This window comes from Variovorax sp. RCC_210, from assembly GCF_041355175.1.
Taxonomy (GTDB): Bacteria; Pseudomonadota; Gammaproteobacteria; order Burkholderiales; family Burkholderiaceae_C; genus Variovorax.
The window spans coordinates 267,752-283,553 of sequence record NZ_JBFUPJ010000007.1; the positions used below are offsets into that span (position 1 = coordinate 267,752).

Here is a 15,802-nt window from a genome sequence, read left to right on the forward strand (position 1 = left end):
CGGGAAGGCGAAGGCCGGAAGATGGCGACATCCTTTTTCCACTGCTTCCGGTCCGGCTTCCGGTTCCGGTCCCTGCATTGCGCATGTGATGAAGATCGCCACCTTCAACGTCAACGGCATCAACAGCCGGCTGGAGCGCCTGCTCGAATGGCTCGCCGAGTCGAAGCCCGACGTCGCCTGCCTGCAGGAGCTGAAGTCGCCGAACGACAAGCTCCCCATCGATGCGATCCACTCGGCCGGCTACGGCATCGTCGCGCACGGGCAGCGGTCGTGGAACGGCGTCGCCATCCTGGCGCGCGGGCGCGAGCCCATAGAAACCGGCCGCGGCCTGCCCGGCATGGAAGCCGACCCGCAGAGCCGCTACCTCGAGGCGACGGTCGGCGGCGTGCTGGTCGGCTGCCTCTACCTGCCCAACGGCAACCCGCAGCCGGGCCCCAAGTTCGACTACAAGCTGCAGTGGTTCGAGGCCTTCAACAAGCACGCGAAGAAGCTCTTCGCATGCGGCCTGCCCGTGGTGCTGGCCGGCGACTACAACGTGGTGCCCACCGACGCCGACATCTACAACCCCGCGTCGTGGCGCGACGACGCGCTGCTGCAACCCGAGAGCCGCGCAGCCTTCGCGCAACTGTCGAAACAGGGCTGGACCGACGCCGTGCGCGCCTGCCACCCCGGCCGCGTGCCCTTCACCTTCTGGACCTACTGGCGCAACCGCTTTCCGCGCGACGCCGGGCTGCGCATCGACCACCTGATGCTGAACGCCGAGCTCGCGCCCATGCTGCGCAATGCCGGCGTGGACCGCGACGTGCGCGGGCGCACCGGTGCGAGCGACCACGCGCCGACATGGGTGGAACTGGACGTGCCGACGGCCTGAAGCTTGAAGGGAAAGCTCGACTGGAAAGCGCTGCCGGCGCTGCGCGCCAACACGCGGTCAGCGAAAAGTTTCACCCTTTTCACCATTTGCACGCTTGTATATTCGCCCGGCCGACAAGGCACGAAGGCGCCGTCTTCCGCGTGAAAACCGTGGCAGTCCGCGGCGCCGCATCCAGAAAAATCCAGGGCGAATCCCATGCATCCCATCCAGAAAAAAGCCGGCAGCCTCGCTGCCTTCGTTCCCGCGTTTCCGCTGCTGGTCGCGGCCGCCTTTTGGCACGCCGGCGCACAGGCCGACGAGGCCGCGCCGGTACAGAGCTACAACGCGGTCGTCGCGGCCTACAAGGCCGACCCGCAGCAGGCCGCGAGCAAATACACGCAAAAGCGCCTGGCGTTCAGCGGCCGCGTGATGCGCATGGGCAGCGACGCGGGCACCACCTATTTCGGCGCGGTGACCGACGACGGCGCGCAGTTCGACACCCACTTCGCGGTGAGCGACCAGGAGGCCTTGAAATCGAAATTCACCGGCCAGAAGATGACGCCGTTCCAGCTCTCGTCGAGCCTGGTGTTCGAATGCCTGAACGAAGGCTTTCAGGCCAGCGCGCTGGTGCCCTCGCCCAAGCTCGTTCAGTGCCGGCTGGTGAAGTGAAGCGGGGTCACGGTGAAGCGGGCCCGGGGCTGAGCGCGCGCACCTGCCGCACCACGGACAACACGGCGTCGACCACCGCATCGGGCTCGTCGAACTGAATGTCGTGGCCCGCGTTCGGCAGCAGCCGGTGCGTGCCGCGCGTCGACCATGTGGCGATGTCGTCGTGCATCTGCTTCCACAGGGCCTGCACCTGCTTGCCCTGCGCCGGCGTGATCTTCATGCCGTGCAGTTCGCCCTCGGTGTAGGGCGCCATCGCGGTGAGCACGACCAGCGGGCGGTCACCCAGTTCTCGGAATGCGCCGGCTTCGGCCAGCGTGCGTTCGGTGGCGTCGCTTTCGGCCAGCTCCGTGCGAAACGACAGCGGCGCGAAGGCGCGGATGGCGGCCACCTCCTGCTCGGACTGGTGCGGCATCCGCGGCAGCAGCCGGGGCGCAGCCACCCGCAGCAGGCCCGTCCAGCCCAGCCGCAGGAACAGGCGCGACAGCGGCGATCGCTTTTCCACCATGTAGTGCGCCACACGCGCCGCCTGGTCGGGATGCGAAGGGTCGACCAGCACCAGCCCCGCCACCTGCGCACCGTAGTAGCGCGTGAAGCTCACCACGTACGGCCCGCCGATGGACTGGCCCACCATCACGAAAGGCCCGCGCTCGCCGGCGGCGGTCAACGCGGCGTGAAGGTCTTGTGCCACCTGCTTGGCGCTGGAGGGTTCGCTCGACGGGTCGCTCCACATCAGCCCCGCGCGGCTGTACGCGCAGGCCCGCGTGTGCGCCGCCACCTTCGGCTGCACGGCCGACCAGTCGAGCGCGCCGGCCACGCTCTGCCCCGCTTCGAACACCACGGTGGGTGAGCCGCTGCCGCGGCAGTCGAGCTGGATGCGGCGCCCGCCGATGTCGACCATGCGCCCCGGCGGTGGAAAGTCGCGCGCGGCGCGAAAGCGCCCGACCTGTTCATAGGCCACACCCACCAAGCCCGCGAACACGGCCAGCCCGACGATCACCGCTGCGCCCAGGCCGATGCGCATGGCCACCGCCGCGTCAGACGGGCGGAAACTGGAAGATCAGCTCCTGCAGCATCGAATGCACGACCGGCGGCGACCAGAACGGGTCGAGCGTCTTGTCGCCCAGCGCGGGAATGCCGTTGCGCCAGCAGCGCCAGGTGGCGTGCACCTCACCTGTTTCGATGTTGCCGGTGAACACCACCTCGTTGAGCCGCCCGCCCTGCGCGCCCCAGCGAAAACCCACGTGGGGCGGCGCGTCGCGGTTCAGGCCGCCAAGGCCCTCCTCGCGGTCGACGTAGCACTCGGCCGCGTCGCCCAGCTTGGCGTCGATGTACGCGGCGAACTCGCAGAACACCGGGTAGGCCAGTTCGTTGAGGCGCTGCGCCATGCGCCGCGCCCGCCGGGTGCGGTCGGCCACGTCGGTGTCTTGCCGGGGCTCCAGCAGCCTTGCGTCGAAGTAGCTGTCGAGCAACTGGAATTTCGAACCGTTCATCGCTTCCCTTTCGGCAGTGCAGGTATGCAGGTCATTGCTTATAGGCAGAACAGCTGAATGCAGCCTGTCTCCGACGGCAGGCGCAGCGCTTTACATGGCCGGAACCATGAAATATTTCACAAAGCAATAACTATGCAAAACAAATGCAAGCCGTTGGCTACTTGAGCCGATAACTGAGCTTTCGGTTCCCGCCCACCGTCGAGTCCAGCCCCAGCCATTCGCCCTGGGCGGAATACCAGACGTCGATGGGCTGGGCGTCGGTGGCAATGCGCCAGCGCGTGGCGGCCACGGGCTGGCCGCGCACCTCGACGGTGCCGCTGCCCGCGCGGCTGACCTGCACCGCCTCGAACTTGCCGCTTTGCGCATTGAGCAGCTTGTCTTGCGTGCGGATGGCGGGGTTCCAGTACGCGAAGCTCATCACGCAGCCTTCGAGCGATTGCGTGCCCTTGGGCGTGGTGACGGCCAATGCGTTGTCGCCGGCGGCCTCGGCGTTCACCTTCTCGGGCGTGCCGTCGTCGTCGGTCTTGGAGCTCAGGCGCTTCAGGCAGTCGCCGCGCCAGGTCTCGGTGGCGTTGTGCTGGTAGCGGTACACCGTCACGCCCAGCAGCTTGACGGCGAAGCGCGCCTCGCTCGTGAGCTTGCGCTCGTCGCCCGCGGTGGCCAGCGCGAAGCGGTGCTCGCCAATGGGTGAATCGTCGAGCAGCACCCGGAAATTCCATTCGCCGTCGGCCGGCCCGGCGGCCGAGGCGGTGGCCGCGTCGTTCGAGAGCGCGGCCAGCGCCGCCAGTGCCAACGCCGATGCCGGCCGCCAGTGCTTGTTCGCTCTCATGACGTCTTGCGGTTGCTGCGCACCGGGCCCGGCAGAAAGGCGTTGGTGCGCGCGATGTAGTCCCGGTACGCCGGGCGCCGCTCGCCGATGTCGCCTTCGAGCATGTGCACGCCCGACACCTTCAGCAGCAGCCAGGTCATGAGCAGCGGCGACACCACGCTCCACGCCCCACCCCACCCCGGGCCGCCGACGGCGACGAGCCACAGCCCCCACCACACGCAGCATTCGCCGAAGTAGTTGGGGTGCCGCGTGTAGCGCCACAGGCCGCGGTCCATCACCTGGCCCTTGCTCGACGGGTCGGCCTTGAAGCGCGCCATTTGCGCGTCGCCCACGGCCTCGAAGAAGGTGCCGAACAGCGCCAGCGCGATGCCCAGCGCGTCGAGCGCGCCCAGCGGCCGCAGGGCCGCCATGCCCGGCAGGAACGGCGCCGACACCACCCAGGCCAGCACCGCCTGCAGCGCGAACACCAGGTACAGGCTCCTGAACCCGAAATTCGGCTGGTTGCGCGCGCGAATCGCCTGGTAGCGCCGGTCTTCGCCGTGGCCCCAGTTGCGCCAGGTGATGTACAGGCACAGCCGCACCGCCCAGGCCGCGCCGATCACGGCCATGCACAGGCCGCGCACCGTCTGCACCGGCAAGAGCGCGAAATAGACGATGCCCGCGCCCACGATGCACACCGGCCACATGCGGTCGATGAGGCTCGCGTCGTGCCTCACCAGGCTGGCCACCCAGGTCAGCAGCGCCAGCAATGCCGTCAGGGCCAGGCCTGCAAGTGCGACCCCCGTCATGCCGCGCGGCGCTCGAACAGGTAGTGGCTCACCCACCAGCGCTGGCCCTGGTCGAAACCGAACAGCTCCGCCACCGACATGAAGAACAGCCGCCAGCGCGTCCACCAGATGTTGGCCTCCGCCCCGTAGGTGGCCTGGAACAGCGGGCGCAGCGTGTCGCGGCGCTCGTCCATGTTGCGCAGCCAGGCCTCGGCCGTGCGCTGGTAGTGGCTGCCTTCCCAGCGCCAGCGGCGCAGCAGCCGCAGGTCGTCCTGGCAGTGCAGGGCCAGGTCGTCGCTGGGCATCATGCCGCCGGAGAAGAAGTACTTGCTCATCCAGTCGCTGGGGTCGCGCACCTCGAAGGGGTACGGCGCCTCCTTGTGCGCGAACACGTGCATGAAGAACCTGCCGCCCGGCTTGAGCCAGCGCGCCACGTTGGCGAAGGCCTGCGGCCAGTTGCGCAGGTGCTCGAACATCTCGACGGACACCACGCGGTCGAAGCGCTCGTCGGTGTCGAACACGTTGATGTCGCGCGTCAGCACGCGCACATTGCGCAGGCCCCGCAGCGCCGCCTGCGCCTCGATGTATTCGCGCTGCGAATTGGAGTTGGACAGCGCCGTGATCCGGCTGCGGGGGTAGTGCGCGGCCATCCACAGCGTGAGCGAGCCCCAGCCGCAGCCCAGCTCCATCACGTCCTGCCCGTCGAGCAGGCCGGCGCGCTCGCAGGTCGCGGCCAGCGCGGCGGACTCGGCCTCTTCCAGCGTCTTAGTGCCTTCGGGCCAGTAGCAGCTGCTGTATTTGCGGTGGTTGCCCAGCACTTCGCCGAAGAATGCGGCCGGCACCTCGTAATGCTGTTCGTTGGCCTTCTCGGGCAGCGGCGCCAGGTTGGCCTTGCCCATGCGGGCGACGAAATCCTGCGTCAGGTCGGCCACGGCCAGCGCGTTGCCGGCCTGCAGCTCGTGGAGGCGGTCCTTCAGCAGGCGTCGGATGCCGCTGCGCACGACCGTGTCGGGCACCAGGCCCTTCTCGACCCAGCGAATGGCAAAAGAAATGTCTTGCGGCATGTCGGTTTTCCTCGTTGGGGCACGTCGATGCGCGTGCCACAGGCACCTGTACGCGGCGGGATGGGTTTTGGATGAGCCCGGGCCATTGTGGACGCCCGGCTCCGGTTGCGGAATGCTCCGTTCCGGCCGAATTCAGGGGTTTGTCAGGGCTTTGGCGCCCGCTTCGCGCCCCCGGCGGCGCTCTGCGCCTATGCTGGCGTCCCGCAATTTCACTCATGCCCGCTCATGCGCAATCTGGTGGTGGTGCTGGGCGACCAGCTGAGCCTTGCCAGCGTCGCCTTCGAAGGCTTCGACGCCGCGCAAGACCGCGTGTGGATGGCCGAGGTGCCGCAGGAATCCACGCACGTGCCCAGCACCAAGATGCGCACGGCCCTGTTCCTCTCGGCGATGCGCCACTTTGCCGAGGCGCTCACCGCGCGCGGCATGCCCCTGGACTACCTGAAGCTGGGCACCCACGGCTTCGACTCGCTCGCGGACGCCTTGACCGACGCACTGCAGCGCCATCGCCCCCGCGCGGTCGTGATGGTCGAGGCCGGCGAATGGCGCCTGGAGCAGGCCATCGCCCAAGCCTGCCAGGCATGCACCGCCGCCGGCGTGCGGCTCGCCGTGCGGGACGACCTGCACTTCATGGCCTCGCGCGCCGAATTCGCCGAGCACGCGCAGGGCAAGCGCCGCCTGGTCATGGAGACTTTCTACCGGCAGATGCGCGTGAAGCACCGCGTGCTGCTGGACGACCGCGGCCAGCCCGAAGGCGGGCAGTGGAACTTCGACCACGACAACCGCGGCGCCTTCGGCCGCGAGGGACCGGGCATGCTGCCCGCGCCGCCCTCGTTCCCGCCCGACGCCCTCACGCGCGAGGTGCTGGCCGACGTGGAGGCGCACTTCGGCGAGCACTACGGCAGCGCCGCCGCGTTCGACTGGCCGGTGACGCGCGAGCAGGCGCTGGTCGCGCTGAACGACTTCGTCGCCTTCCGGCTGCAGGACTTCGGCCGCTTCCAGGACGCCATGTGGACCGACGAGCCCTTCCTGTACCACGGGCTGCTGTCGTCGTCGCTGAACCTCAAGCTGCTCGACCCGCGCGAGGTGATCGACGCAGCCGTGGCGCAGTGGCGCGCCGGCGCCGTGCCGATCGAATCGGTGGAAGGCTTCGTGCGGCAGATCCTCGGGTGGCGCGAGTTCATGCGCGGCGTGTACTGGTGGCGCATGCCGAAGCTGCTCGAAGCCAACGCACTGAAGCAGCACGAGAAGCTGCCCGACTGGTACTGGACCGGCCAGGTCGGCATGAACTGCATGCGCCAGGCCATCGGCCAGACCTTGCGAACGGGCTACGCGCACCACATCCAGCGGCTGATGGTCACCGGCAACTTCGCGCTCACCTTCGGCGTTGCGCCGGCGCAGGTGCATGCGTGGTACCTGTCGGTGTATGTCGACGCGGTGGAATGGGTCGAGCTGCCGAACACCGTGGGCATGTCGCTGTACGCGGACGGCGCGCGCTTCGTGACCAAGCCTTATGCCGCGGGCGGCGCCTACATACGGCGCATGAGCAACTACTGCGACGGCTGCCGGTACAAGCCCGGCACGCGCAGCGGCGAAGGCGCTTGCCCGATGACGGTGATGTACTGGGACTTCGTGGCGCGGCATGAAGCCATGCTGGAGAACAACCCGCGCACGGTGATGATGACGCGGAACCTGCGGCGGTTCGGCGCGGACGAACTGGCGGCGATCAAGGGCACCGCGGCTGCGATGCGCGAGCGGCCGGAATTGCTCTAGGGGGCTGTCGATGAGCGCTGACGTGCCTGTTCCTGAGCCCGTGACGGATGAAGCGATCGAGCGGATGGTTTTTGGCTTGCTGGGCCAGCGGGACGCGGACTCGTCCATTTGCCCCTCGGAGGTTGCGCGGGCGCTGGCCGGCGATGAGCACGCCTGGCGCAAGCTGATGCCCGAAGTGCGCCGCGTGGCCGCGGCGTTGGCGGCCAAGGGCGCGTTGCGGGTGACGCGGGGTGCGGAAGAAGTCGACGCGACTTCGCGAGGGGGCCGGTTCGTTTGCGTCGGGCGAAGTAGCGTGTGGTTCACGGCGCTTTTTTGCGGATCAGGCACCGAGTTGCCGGATGGATGGAGTGCCCCATTTTTCCGAAGTTACTCACTTGAGCGCAGATAGATCGGTGGCTCGAACCACTGTCTCACTCAAGCCGAAATTCGTTCGTTTCCGTCTGTTCCACCTTGAAAGTAAACGGCTAAAGTGCGGCACCCCGAGCCGAGACCGGCGTCAGCTGATGGCCAGGCAATAACCAAGGGCAGCAACCCGCCATGAGCGGACCCCGTGACAACGTGAAGGACGATGACGAATGGCGGCGAAGCAAGCCTTCTTGATGGCATTTGGCTGTGCAGTGGCCGTGCTCGCACTGTTTGCAGTGCTGGCGATCGTTGGGTCGCTGTTGGTCGCCGCGATTCTTCCAAGGGGACATCCGTTGGGAGACCAACTGAGAACGTTTGCCTCCCAGGTCCCGAGCCTGGCTGTTCATGGCGCCATGTGGGTCCGAATGCTCATTGTTGTAGGCGGGATAGGTCTGCTGGTGGTATCGGTTCTGCTGACCGATCCGGCTTTTCACTTCTAGCAAGGCGTTCTTGCGGGCGTGTGCTGGCGTGTCGGCAAGCAGGCACAGCCCAGTTCCCCGCAAGCGCGGCGTTCACCCCTTGGCGCCTTGCGCTATCGCGGCAGCTGGCTGGCGCGCCAGTTCGATGAAAGCCCGCACGTAATCGATGGCGGTGTCCGTCTCGCGCGCCCCAAGAAAGATCTGCTTCGCGATGCCGCGCATGCCCAGCCGCACAGGCACCACGTCCATCCTGCCCGCGTACTCTTCGACCAGCCAGCGCGGCAGGGCCGCCACGCCGCGCCCGCTGGCCACCATCTGCAACATGATGTCGGTGGTCTCGATGGCTTTGTGGCGCTTGGGCGTGACACCGGCCGGCAACAGGAACTGGTTGTAGATGTCCAGTCGCTCGACGTCCACGGGGTAGCTGATGAGCACTTCCTGGGTCAGCTGCTGCGGCTTCACGTACGCCGCCGAAGCCAGCGGATGGCCCTTGGCCACCACCAGCACCTGCTCGTAGTCGAACACGGGCTCGAACTTCAGGCCCGGCTTGTAGAGCGGGTCGGGCGTGACCAGCAGGTCGATCTCGTAGCCGAAGAGCGCGCCGATGCCGCCGAACTGAAATTTCTGCTTCACGTCCACATCCACGTCGGGCCACGCGGCCAGGTAGGGTGAAACCACCTTGAGCAGCCACTGGTAGCACGGGTGGCACTCCATGCCGATGCGCAGCGCGCCGCGCTCGCCCTGCGCGAACTGGCCCAGCCGCTCTTCGGCCAGGTCCAACTGCGGCAGCACGCGGTTCGCCACCGCCAGCAGGTACTGGCCGGCCTGCGTCAGGCGCAGGCTGCGGCCTTCGCGCAGCCAGATGTCGGTGCCCAGCTGCAGCTCCAGCTTCTTCATGCTGTGGCTCAGGGCCGACTGGGTCAGGTTCAGCACGCCCGCGGCGGCCGTCAACGACCCCTGCTTTTCGACCTGCTGGACGATGCTGAGGTGGATGCGCTCAAGCATTCGAATGAATTCCGCTCATGGATTGGTGAAATAAAACCATTTTACTTCATCGACCCCCCCTCCATACCATCCGTCTCCATTGGTCGTTTGCCTTCCTAGGAGCGGCCCTGGAACAGATGAAAGAAAAAATGACACGCCCCCTCCGTCTCGTCGCAGTTTCCGGCGGGCTGCAACGCCCTTCCAGGTCAGCAGCCCTGGCTGAATACCTGATGGACCTGATCGCCGACGAAGTGCCGTGCGAACAGCGCCTGGTCGAACTGGGCCAGCTCGCGCCGCGGCTTGCCGGTGCGGTCTGGCGCAGCCACCTGCCCGACGCGGTGGAACGCGAACTTGCGGCGGTCGAGCAAGCCGACGTCTTGGTGGTGGCAACGCCGGTTTTCCGCGGCTCCTACACGGGGCTGTTCAAGCACTTCTTCGACTTCATTCATCAGGACGCCCTGATCGACAAGCCTGTGCTGCTGGCTGCCACCGGTGGCAGCGAGCGCCATGCCCTGGTCATCGACCATCAGTTGCGACCGCTCTTCAGCTTTTTCCAGGCGCGCACGTTGCCGCTGGGCGTCTACGCGACCGACACGGATTTCGTCGATCACCGCCTGCAAAACCAGGCCCTCATCGCGCGGGCTCAACTCGCGGTGCAACGGGCACTCCCGTTGATCGAACTGGCGCGCCACGCCAAGAGCGCCTTGGCCACGGAAGTGGTCAATGACGTGGTCGAGGCCTGAAACAAGAACCGTCTTCTCTCTCAAAAAAATCAGGTCACCAGATCGCAATGAACAACGAACTCAGCTTCAACCTCAAGAGCATTCTTTTCGATGAGAACTACCAACCATCGGACAGCACGCGCATCACCACCAACTTCGCGAACCTGGCCCGGGGACAGAGCCGGCAGCAGAACCTGCGCAACACGTTGAAGATGATCGACAACCGCTTCAATGACCTGGCGTATTGGGACAACCCGGCGGGAGACCGCTATGCCGTCGAGCTCGAAATCATCTCCGTCGAGATGAGCATCGATGCCGAGAACAGTGATGCCGAGACCCGCAACACCGCATTCCCGCTGATCGAGATACTGAAAACCTGCATCCTCGACAAGAAGACGAACAAGCGCATCGACGGCATCGCGGGGAACAATTTCTCGTCTTACGTGCGCGACTACGACTTCAGCGTGCTGCTGCCGGAATACAACGCCCATCGCGCGGAATTCAGCACCCCGGACGACTTCGGCGACCTGCATGGAAAGCTCTTCCAGCAATTCGCCAATTCGAGCGTCTACAAGGAGCGTTTCGGCAAACCGCCGGTCATCTGCATCAGCGCCTCGACCAGCAAGACCTATCAGCGAACCGGAAACCGGCACCCGGTGCTGGGTGTCGAGTACCAGCAGAACGAACTGTCCTCGACCGACCAGTACTTCGCGAAGATGGGCATGCAGGTTCGCTTCTTCATGCCTCCGAACGGCGTTGCGCCATTGGCTTTCTACTTTCGCGGCGACCTGCTGGCGACTACACCAACCTGGAGTTGATCGGCACCATCAGCACGATGGAAACCTTTCAGCGCATTTACCGCCCCGAGATCTACAACGCCAATTCAGCGGCGGGAAACCTCTATCGACCGAACCTGAAGAATCAGGACTACTCGCTGACGCAGATCGTCTACGACCGGGAAGAGCGCGGCCAGCTGGCCGTGAAGCAAGGCAAGTTCGCGGAGGAGCATTTCATCAAGCCCTACAAGAACGTTCTTGAACGGTGGGTTGCCGATTTCGCGATCTGAGCTTTCCTCCGAATACTTCTCTGCAACAGCGCGTCAGCCAGTGGCTGCTCGCCATACCGATTTTTTTCATCTTCGATTGAACAGGAAACTCCAGATGTTTGAAACCTCCATTGCCGGCAGCCTGCCGAAGCCCGCCTGGCTGGCTGAAACCAACAAGCTCTGGCCTCAGTGGATGGCCGAAGGCGATGCCCTTCGCCAAGCCAAGGCCGACGCGACCCTGCTGTGGATCAAGGCCCAGGAAGACGCGGGCCTGGACATCGTGTGCGACGGCGAGCAGTCGCGCCAGCACTTCGTGCACGGCTTTCTCGAGCAGGTCGAGGGCATCGACTTCGAGCACAAGGTGAAGATGGGCATCCGCGACAACCGCTACGACGCGATGGTGCCGCAGGTGGTGTCGGCCCTGCGCCTGAAAGGCCGCGTGCATGCCTTCGAAGCACAGCTGGCGCGCGCGCACACGAAGAAGAAGCTGAAGTTCACCCTGCCGGGCCCCATGACCATCGTCGACACCGTGGCGGACCGCTTCTACGGCAGCGATGCCGAAGGCAGGGTGAAGATGGCCTTCGCCTTCGCCGAGCTGCTCAACCAGGAAGCGCTGGCGCTTCAGGCCGACGGCGTGGACATCATCCAGTTCGACGAGCCCGCTTTCAATGTCTACATGAAGGATGCCGCCGACTGGGGCGTGCGGGCGCTGGAGCGGGCGGCGCAGGGCTTGACCTGCACGACGGCGGTGCACATCTGCTACGGCTACGGCATCAAGGCCAACACCGACTGGAAGAGCACCCTGGGCGACGAATGGCGCCAGTACGAGGCGGTGTTCCCCGCGCTTGCCCGCAGCAGCATCGACCAGGTGAGCCTGGAATGCATCCACTCCCATGTGCCGCCCGACCTGATGAAGCTGCTGGCCGGCAAGGACGTCATGGTCGGCGTGATCGACGTGGCCAGCGACGTGATCGAGACCCCCGAGGAAGTGGCCGACACCATCGGCCGGGCGCTGGAGTTCGTGCCGAAGGAGCGGCTGTTCCCCTGCACGAATTGCGGCCTGGCGCCGATGGCACGCGACGTGGCGTGGCGCAAGCTGAAGGCGCTGGCGGAAGGCACGAAGCTGGCGAAGGAGCGGCTCGCTGCGGCGTGACGCCCACGCGGTCGCCGCACCAGGTCAATCGCCTGGCAACGCGATGGCCGCGTGCCTATCGCCCCCCGGCGTGCTTGGCGATAGCGCTTTAGCGGCATGTCCTTTGGCACAGGCGCAAGGGAAAATTCCTGTCAGAGTAGGTCTCACAAGGAGCTGCGATGACCACCCGTGTCCTGATCGTCGAGGACGAGCCCGAGTTCTTGCGGCGGTTTTCGGACGCGGTGCTGCGCGACCCTGCGCTGCAGCTCGTGGCCGCGGTTTCCACCGGCATGGACGGCAAGGCAATGCTCGACCTGCACGCGCCCAACGTGCTGCTGGTCGACCTGGGGCTGCCCGACATCGGCGGCGTCGAGGTGATCCGCCACGCCGCCGCGCACCAGCCGGACTGCGACGTGCTGGTGGTCACCATGTTCGGCGACGACGCCCATGTGGTCGAGTCGATCGAGGCGGGTGCCACCGGCTACCTGCTGAAAGACGCGTCGCCCGAGCGCGTGGCCACCAGCATCCACGAGATCCTGGCCGGCGGCGCGCCCATCAGCCCGGGCATTGCCCGGCGCATCCTCACCCGGTTCAGGCTCACGGTACGGCTCGAGCCGGCGCCGGCCCCACCGCTGCAGCAAGCGCCCCCAGAGCCGCTGCCGGACGCCCGGGCATCACCGCTGACGCCGCGTGAAACCGAACTGCTGCGCCTGACCGCCAAGGGGCTGACATTCGATTCGATTGGCGAGCTGCTCGAAATTTCGCCGCACACCGTGGTCTCTCACGTCAAGAAAATCTACCGCAAGCTGGCCGTGCACTCGCGCAGCGAGGCGGTCTACGAAGCCAGCCAGCTGGGCCTGCTGTGAAGTCTGAAGGGGCCGCCAGCGCATGGGCGAACGCGCGGTTTAGCCGCCCCTGGATACTGCGGCTCGCCACGCTCCTGGTCGCGGCCCTGCTCATGGCACCCGGGCCGCCGGCACTGGCGCTCGACCTGGCACGCATGCAGGCCCTGGCCTCCAGCGAGGCGAGCCCGCCCGCACCCGACAGCGCCTGGACCGACGTCGCGCTGCCCGGACCCGTAGCGCCAGCGCCCGGCCTTTCGCGCGGCGGCGCCGTCTGGTATCGCGCCACCTTCGAGGCGCCCGCGCTCGGCGAGCGCGACGGCAGCTGGGCGGTGTACCTGCCTTACCTCTACGAAGGCGGCCAGGTCTGGCTCAACGGCACGCAGGTCGGCGAGGTCGAGGAAGACAGCAGCACCGTGCATGTGCGCTGGGAGCGGCCCCACCTGATCTCGCTGCCGCGCCAGATGCTCCGCGCGGGCGACAACGTGCTCGCGATTCGCGCGGCCGCCGCGACCGCCTCCGGGTCGCAGCGCTTTCCGGTCGTTTCGGTGGCGCCGCGTGCCGAACTGCTGCCGGTGCACGACCGGCGACTCTTCTGGGTGCGCACGCTGCCCGAGATCACGGTGGTGGTCTGCCTGCTGATGGCGGTCATCGTGCTGTGCATCTGGTGGCGCCGGCGCAGCGAGGTGCTGTACGGGCTCTTCGGGCTTGCGTCAGCGCTGTGGGGCGTGCGCACCCTGACCTTCGTGATCGAACGCATGCCGTCGCACTACTGGCACCTGTGGCGCACCGTGTACCTCGGCGCCACGGGCGGCTTCGTGGTGGTGCTGGCGCTGTTCTCGATGCGGCTCGCCGGCATCGAGCGCCCCTGGCTGCGCCGCGTGCTGCTCGGCTACTGGTTGCTCGGGCCGGGCTGGCTGCTGCTGGCCGGGCCGCAGGGCGAGCCGCTGGTCAACCGGTGGTGGAGCGCGGGGTTGATTCCCATCGGGCTGGCGATTCTCGCGGTGTCTATCCGCACGGTGGCCAGGCAACGCACGCTGGCCGCCGCGCTGATGCCGATGGCGCTGATGATCGCCGTGCTCGCGGGCGTGCACGACTACCTGATCGCCTGGGACGACGGCGCCCTGGCCCAGCTGCTGCCGCACTGGGTCGGCAAGCGCATCTTCCTGCTGCACCACGCGGCCAACCTGCTGCTGCTTTGCATGGGCGGGCTGCTGACCGCCCGCTTCATCCACACGATGGACTCGCTCGAAGAGCTCAACCGCACGCTCGAAAGCCGCGTGGCCGACCGCGAAAGGCATCTGGCCGAGAGCTTCGCGCGCGTGGCGCAACTGCAGCGCCAGCATGCCGTTTCGCAGGAGCGGCAATCGATCATGCGGGAGATCCACGACGGGCTCGGCTCGCGCCTGTTCACCTCGCTGTCGCGGGTCGAGCGCGGCGACATGAGCGAGCGGCAGATTGCCGACGTGCTGCGCGACTGCATCGCCGACATGCGCATCGCGCTCGATGCGCTGGCGCCCGATGCGGGCGACTTCCGCACCGCGCTGGGCAACTTCCTGTTTCGGTGGCAGGCGCAGCTGGAAGAGGCCCGCGTCCAGCCTTCGTGGACCATCGATGTGCCCGACAGCGCCGCGGAGCTGTCCGCGCAGGCGTCCCTGCAGCTCTTGCGCATCGCGCAGGAGGCGCTGACCAACGTGCTGAAGCACGCGCGCGCCCATCGCGTGCGCGTGCAGCTGCGCCAACATGGCGAGCTGCTCGAACTCGAGATCGTCGACGACGGCGAGCCGGCCCGTAGCACGTTCGATCCCGCGCCCGATGCCGGCGGTCGCGGCATCGCCAACATGCACGCCCGCGCGCGGCAGCTCGGCGCCTCGCTCGAGGTGGTCCACAGCGCGACGGGCACCCGCGTGCTGCTGCGGGTGCCGTTCGCAGCCCATCGGGCCTGAACCCAGGGCGTGCAACGCCGCGCCTACGGCATAGGTCGTAGGGCGTTCGGCGTAGCGCCGACACGGCATTCCCGGCACGCCACGCCTTGCCTAGAGTCGGCGCACGCGTTCAGCAGGCGCGCAACACTCCAGGGACCGCAGTCGATGCAATTTCACGCTTTCGCCACCGCCGACGGGCAATTGCTGGCCCTGATCGGCTGGCTCTACCTGTTGACCAACGCGGCCCGCGTGCTGACCTACATCCCCCAGATCGTGGTGGTCTGGCGCTGCACCGACGGCGCCGTCTCGGTCTCGCTGCTGACCTGGGGTTCGTGGGTGCTGTCGAACGTGACGGCGACGGTCTACGCGGTGTTGGTGGTGCGCGATGCGTTCTTCGTGGCGATCTCCCTGGTCAACCTGCTCGGCTGCGCAGCGGTGGCGGTGATTGCCGCGCGCCGCCGGGCGCAGTGGCGCGCCGTCAGGCGATGAGCGGTTCGCCCTGCCCCACGGCCGCACGCAGCGACTGCACCGCCGCATCGGCCGTTTCGATGCGCCGGTGCAGTTCGTCGTTGACCAGCCCGAACAGCGCGCTGAGTTCGCTGCGGCTCGGGCTGAGGTCTTCGCTGTCGTTCACGCGTTGCGGGTCGATGAGTTTTTCGAGGCACGCGTAGGCGCGCTGCACCACGTGCAGGCTGTCGACGTCGTCGCAGGCCTGCAGTGCGAGCGCCTCGGCGCGGGCGGTTGCCGAAGAAGATTCGGGGGTCGGGGGAACATGAGCCATGAATGGCCTCCAAGAGGTGCGGTTTACTGAAACCGCCGCTCCCGAGTCCAATCGGAGGCGGCAGCTCGACGGGTTGGACTACCGGGCACCTCTTGCGAGAACCGGCCG

Annotated in this window: 17 protein-coding genes and 1 pseudogene; 11 read left to right on the forward strand and 7 right to left on the reverse strand. The window is 67.0% G+C overall.

Translation table 11 applies throughout. The features are described from left to right. Window positions 1–88: 88 nt before the first annotated feature. Window positions 89–871, forward strand: coding sequence for an exodeoxyribonuclease III (locus tag AB6807_RS21090; RefSeq protein ID WP_116911145.1), 783 nt, complete (start codon window positions 89–91; stop codon window positions 869–871). Window positions 872–1,066: 195 nt separating this feature from the next. Beyond that, window positions 1,067–1,519 carry a hypothetical protein gene (locus AB6807_RS21095; protein ID WP_371086112.1) on the forward strand — a complete coding sequence of 151 codons (453 nt, stop codon included), beginning with the start codon at window positions 1,067–1,069 and terminating at the stop codon, window positions 1,517–1,519. Window positions 1,520–1,526: 7 nt separating this feature from the next. Here AB6807_RS21095 and AB6807_RS21100 read toward each other — a convergent pair whose 3' ends face one another. From AB6807_RS21100 to AB6807_RS21120, 5 genes are all read right to left on the reverse strand, one after another. After that, window positions 1,527–2,540 carry an alpha/beta fold hydrolase gene (locus AB6807_RS21100; RefSeq protein ID WP_371086167.1) on the reverse strand — a complete coding sequence of 338 codons (1,014 nt, stop codon included), beginning with the start codon at window positions 2,538–2,540 and terminating at the stop codon, window positions 1,527–1,529. A gap of 13 nt (window positions 2,541–2,553) precedes the next feature. Then, a complete protein-coding gene (locus tag AB6807_RS21105) occupies window positions 2,554–3,009 on the reverse strand; it encodes a hypothetical protein (protein ID WP_286515362.1) in 456 nt (151 codons plus the stop codon). 157 nt (window positions 3,010–3,166) lie between these two features. After that, window positions 3,167–3,838, reverse strand: coding sequence for a DUF6134 family protein (locus tag AB6807_RS21110; protein ID WP_371086113.1), 672 nt, complete (start codon window positions 3,836–3,838; stop codon window positions 3,167–3,169). After that, window positions 3,835–4,626, reverse strand: a complete 792-nt coding sequence (locus tag AB6807_RS21115; protein ID WP_371086114.1) for a DUF1295 domain-containing protein — start codon at window positions 4,624–4,626, stop codon at window positions 3,835–3,837. Before AB6807_RS21115 ends, AB6807_RS21110 begins: the two co-directional genes overlap by 4 nt. Next, a complete protein-coding gene (locus tag AB6807_RS21120) occupies window positions 4,623–5,669 on the reverse strand; it encodes a cyclopropane-fatty-acyl-phospholipid synthase family protein (protein WP_286515359.1) in 1,047 nt (348 codons plus the stop codon). Before AB6807_RS21120 ends, AB6807_RS21115 begins: the two co-directional genes overlap by 4 nt. 225 nt (window positions 5,670–5,894) lie before the next feature. On the opposite strand from AB6807_RS21120, the gene AB6807_RS21125 reads away from it, so the two are divergent. From AB6807_RS21125 to AB6807_RS21135, 3 genes are all read left to right on the forward strand, one after another. After that, window positions 5,895–7,439, forward strand: coding sequence for a cryptochrome/photolyase family protein (locus AB6807_RS21125; RefSeq protein ID WP_371086115.1), 1,545 nt, complete (start codon window positions 5,895–5,897; stop codon window positions 7,437–7,439). Between the two features lie 10 nt (window positions 7,440–7,449). After that, window positions 7,450–7,827: a DUF3253 domain-containing protein gene (locus AB6807_RS21130; RefSeq protein ID WP_371086116.1), complete on the forward strand. Its 378-nt coding sequence runs from the start codon at window positions 7,450–7,452 to the stop codon at window positions 7,825–7,827. A 187-nt stretch (window positions 7,828–8,014) separates the two neighbouring features. After that, window positions 8,015–8,284, forward strand: a complete 270-nt coding sequence (locus AB6807_RS21135; protein WP_371086117.1) for a hypothetical protein — start codon at window positions 8,015–8,017, stop codon at window positions 8,282–8,284. A 72-nt stretch (window positions 8,285–8,356) separates the two neighbouring features. On the opposite strand, the gene AB6807_RS21140 is transcribed toward AB6807_RS21135, so the two are convergent. Then, window positions 8,357–9,268, reverse strand: a complete 912-nt coding sequence (locus tag AB6807_RS21140) for a LysR family transcriptional regulator (RefSeq protein WP_371086118.1) — start codon at window positions 9,266–9,268, stop codon at window positions 8,357–8,359. Window positions 9,269–9,396: 128 nt separating this feature from the next. On the opposite strand from AB6807_RS21140, the gene msuE reads away from it, so the two are divergent. The 6 genes and pseudogenes from msuE to AB6807_RS21170 all read left to right on the forward strand — a co-directional run bounded on the left by msuE (window position 9,397) and on the right by AB6807_RS21170 (window position 15,402). Beyond that, window positions 9,397–9,990, forward strand: a complete 594-nt coding sequence (msuE, locus tag AB6807_RS21145) for an FMN reductase (protein ID WP_371086119.1) — start codon at window positions 9,397–9,399, stop codon at window positions 9,988–9,990. 47 nt (window positions 9,991–10,037) lie between these two features. Next, window positions 10,038–11,035 (forward strand): annotated as a pseudogene (locus tag AB6807_RS21150) (DUF1852 domain-containing protein). A 94-nt stretch (window positions 11,036–11,129) separates the two neighbouring features. Further along, the gene (locus tag AB6807_RS21155; protein WP_286515349.1) at window positions 11,130–12,167 is read left to right on the forward strand and encodes a methionine synthase; all 1,038 of its coding nucleotides are present in this window, start codon (window positions 11,130–11,132) and stop codon (window positions 12,165–12,167) included. Window positions 12,168–12,325: 158 nt separating this feature from the next. After that, window positions 12,326–13,012: a response regulator gene (locus AB6807_RS21160; protein ID WP_371086120.1), complete on the forward strand. Its 687-nt coding sequence runs from the start codon at window positions 12,326–12,328 to the stop codon at window positions 13,010–13,012. A gap of 92 nt (window positions 13,013–13,104) precedes the next feature. Then, window positions 13,105–14,934 carry an ATP-binding protein gene (locus AB6807_RS21165; RefSeq protein WP_371086121.1) on the forward strand — a complete coding sequence of 610 codons (1,830 nt, stop codon included), beginning with the start codon at window positions 13,105–13,107 and terminating at the stop codon, window positions 14,932–14,934. Between the two features lie 144 nt (window positions 14,935–15,078). Then, a complete protein-coding gene (locus AB6807_RS21170; protein WP_116911158.1) occupies window positions 15,079–15,402 on the forward strand; it encodes a hypothetical protein in 324 nt (107 codons plus the stop codon). Here the strand turns inward: AB6807_RS21170 and AB6807_RS21175 are convergent. Further along, window positions 15,392–15,694 (reverse strand): hypothetical protein, encoded by a 303-nt coding sequence (locus AB6807_RS21175; protein WP_371086122.1) that lies wholly within the window; start codon window positions 15,692–15,694, stop codon window positions 15,392–15,394. The genes AB6807_RS21170 and AB6807_RS21175 overlap by 11 nt on opposite strands. Between the last annotated feature and the right edge of the window lie 108 nt (window positions 15,695–15,802).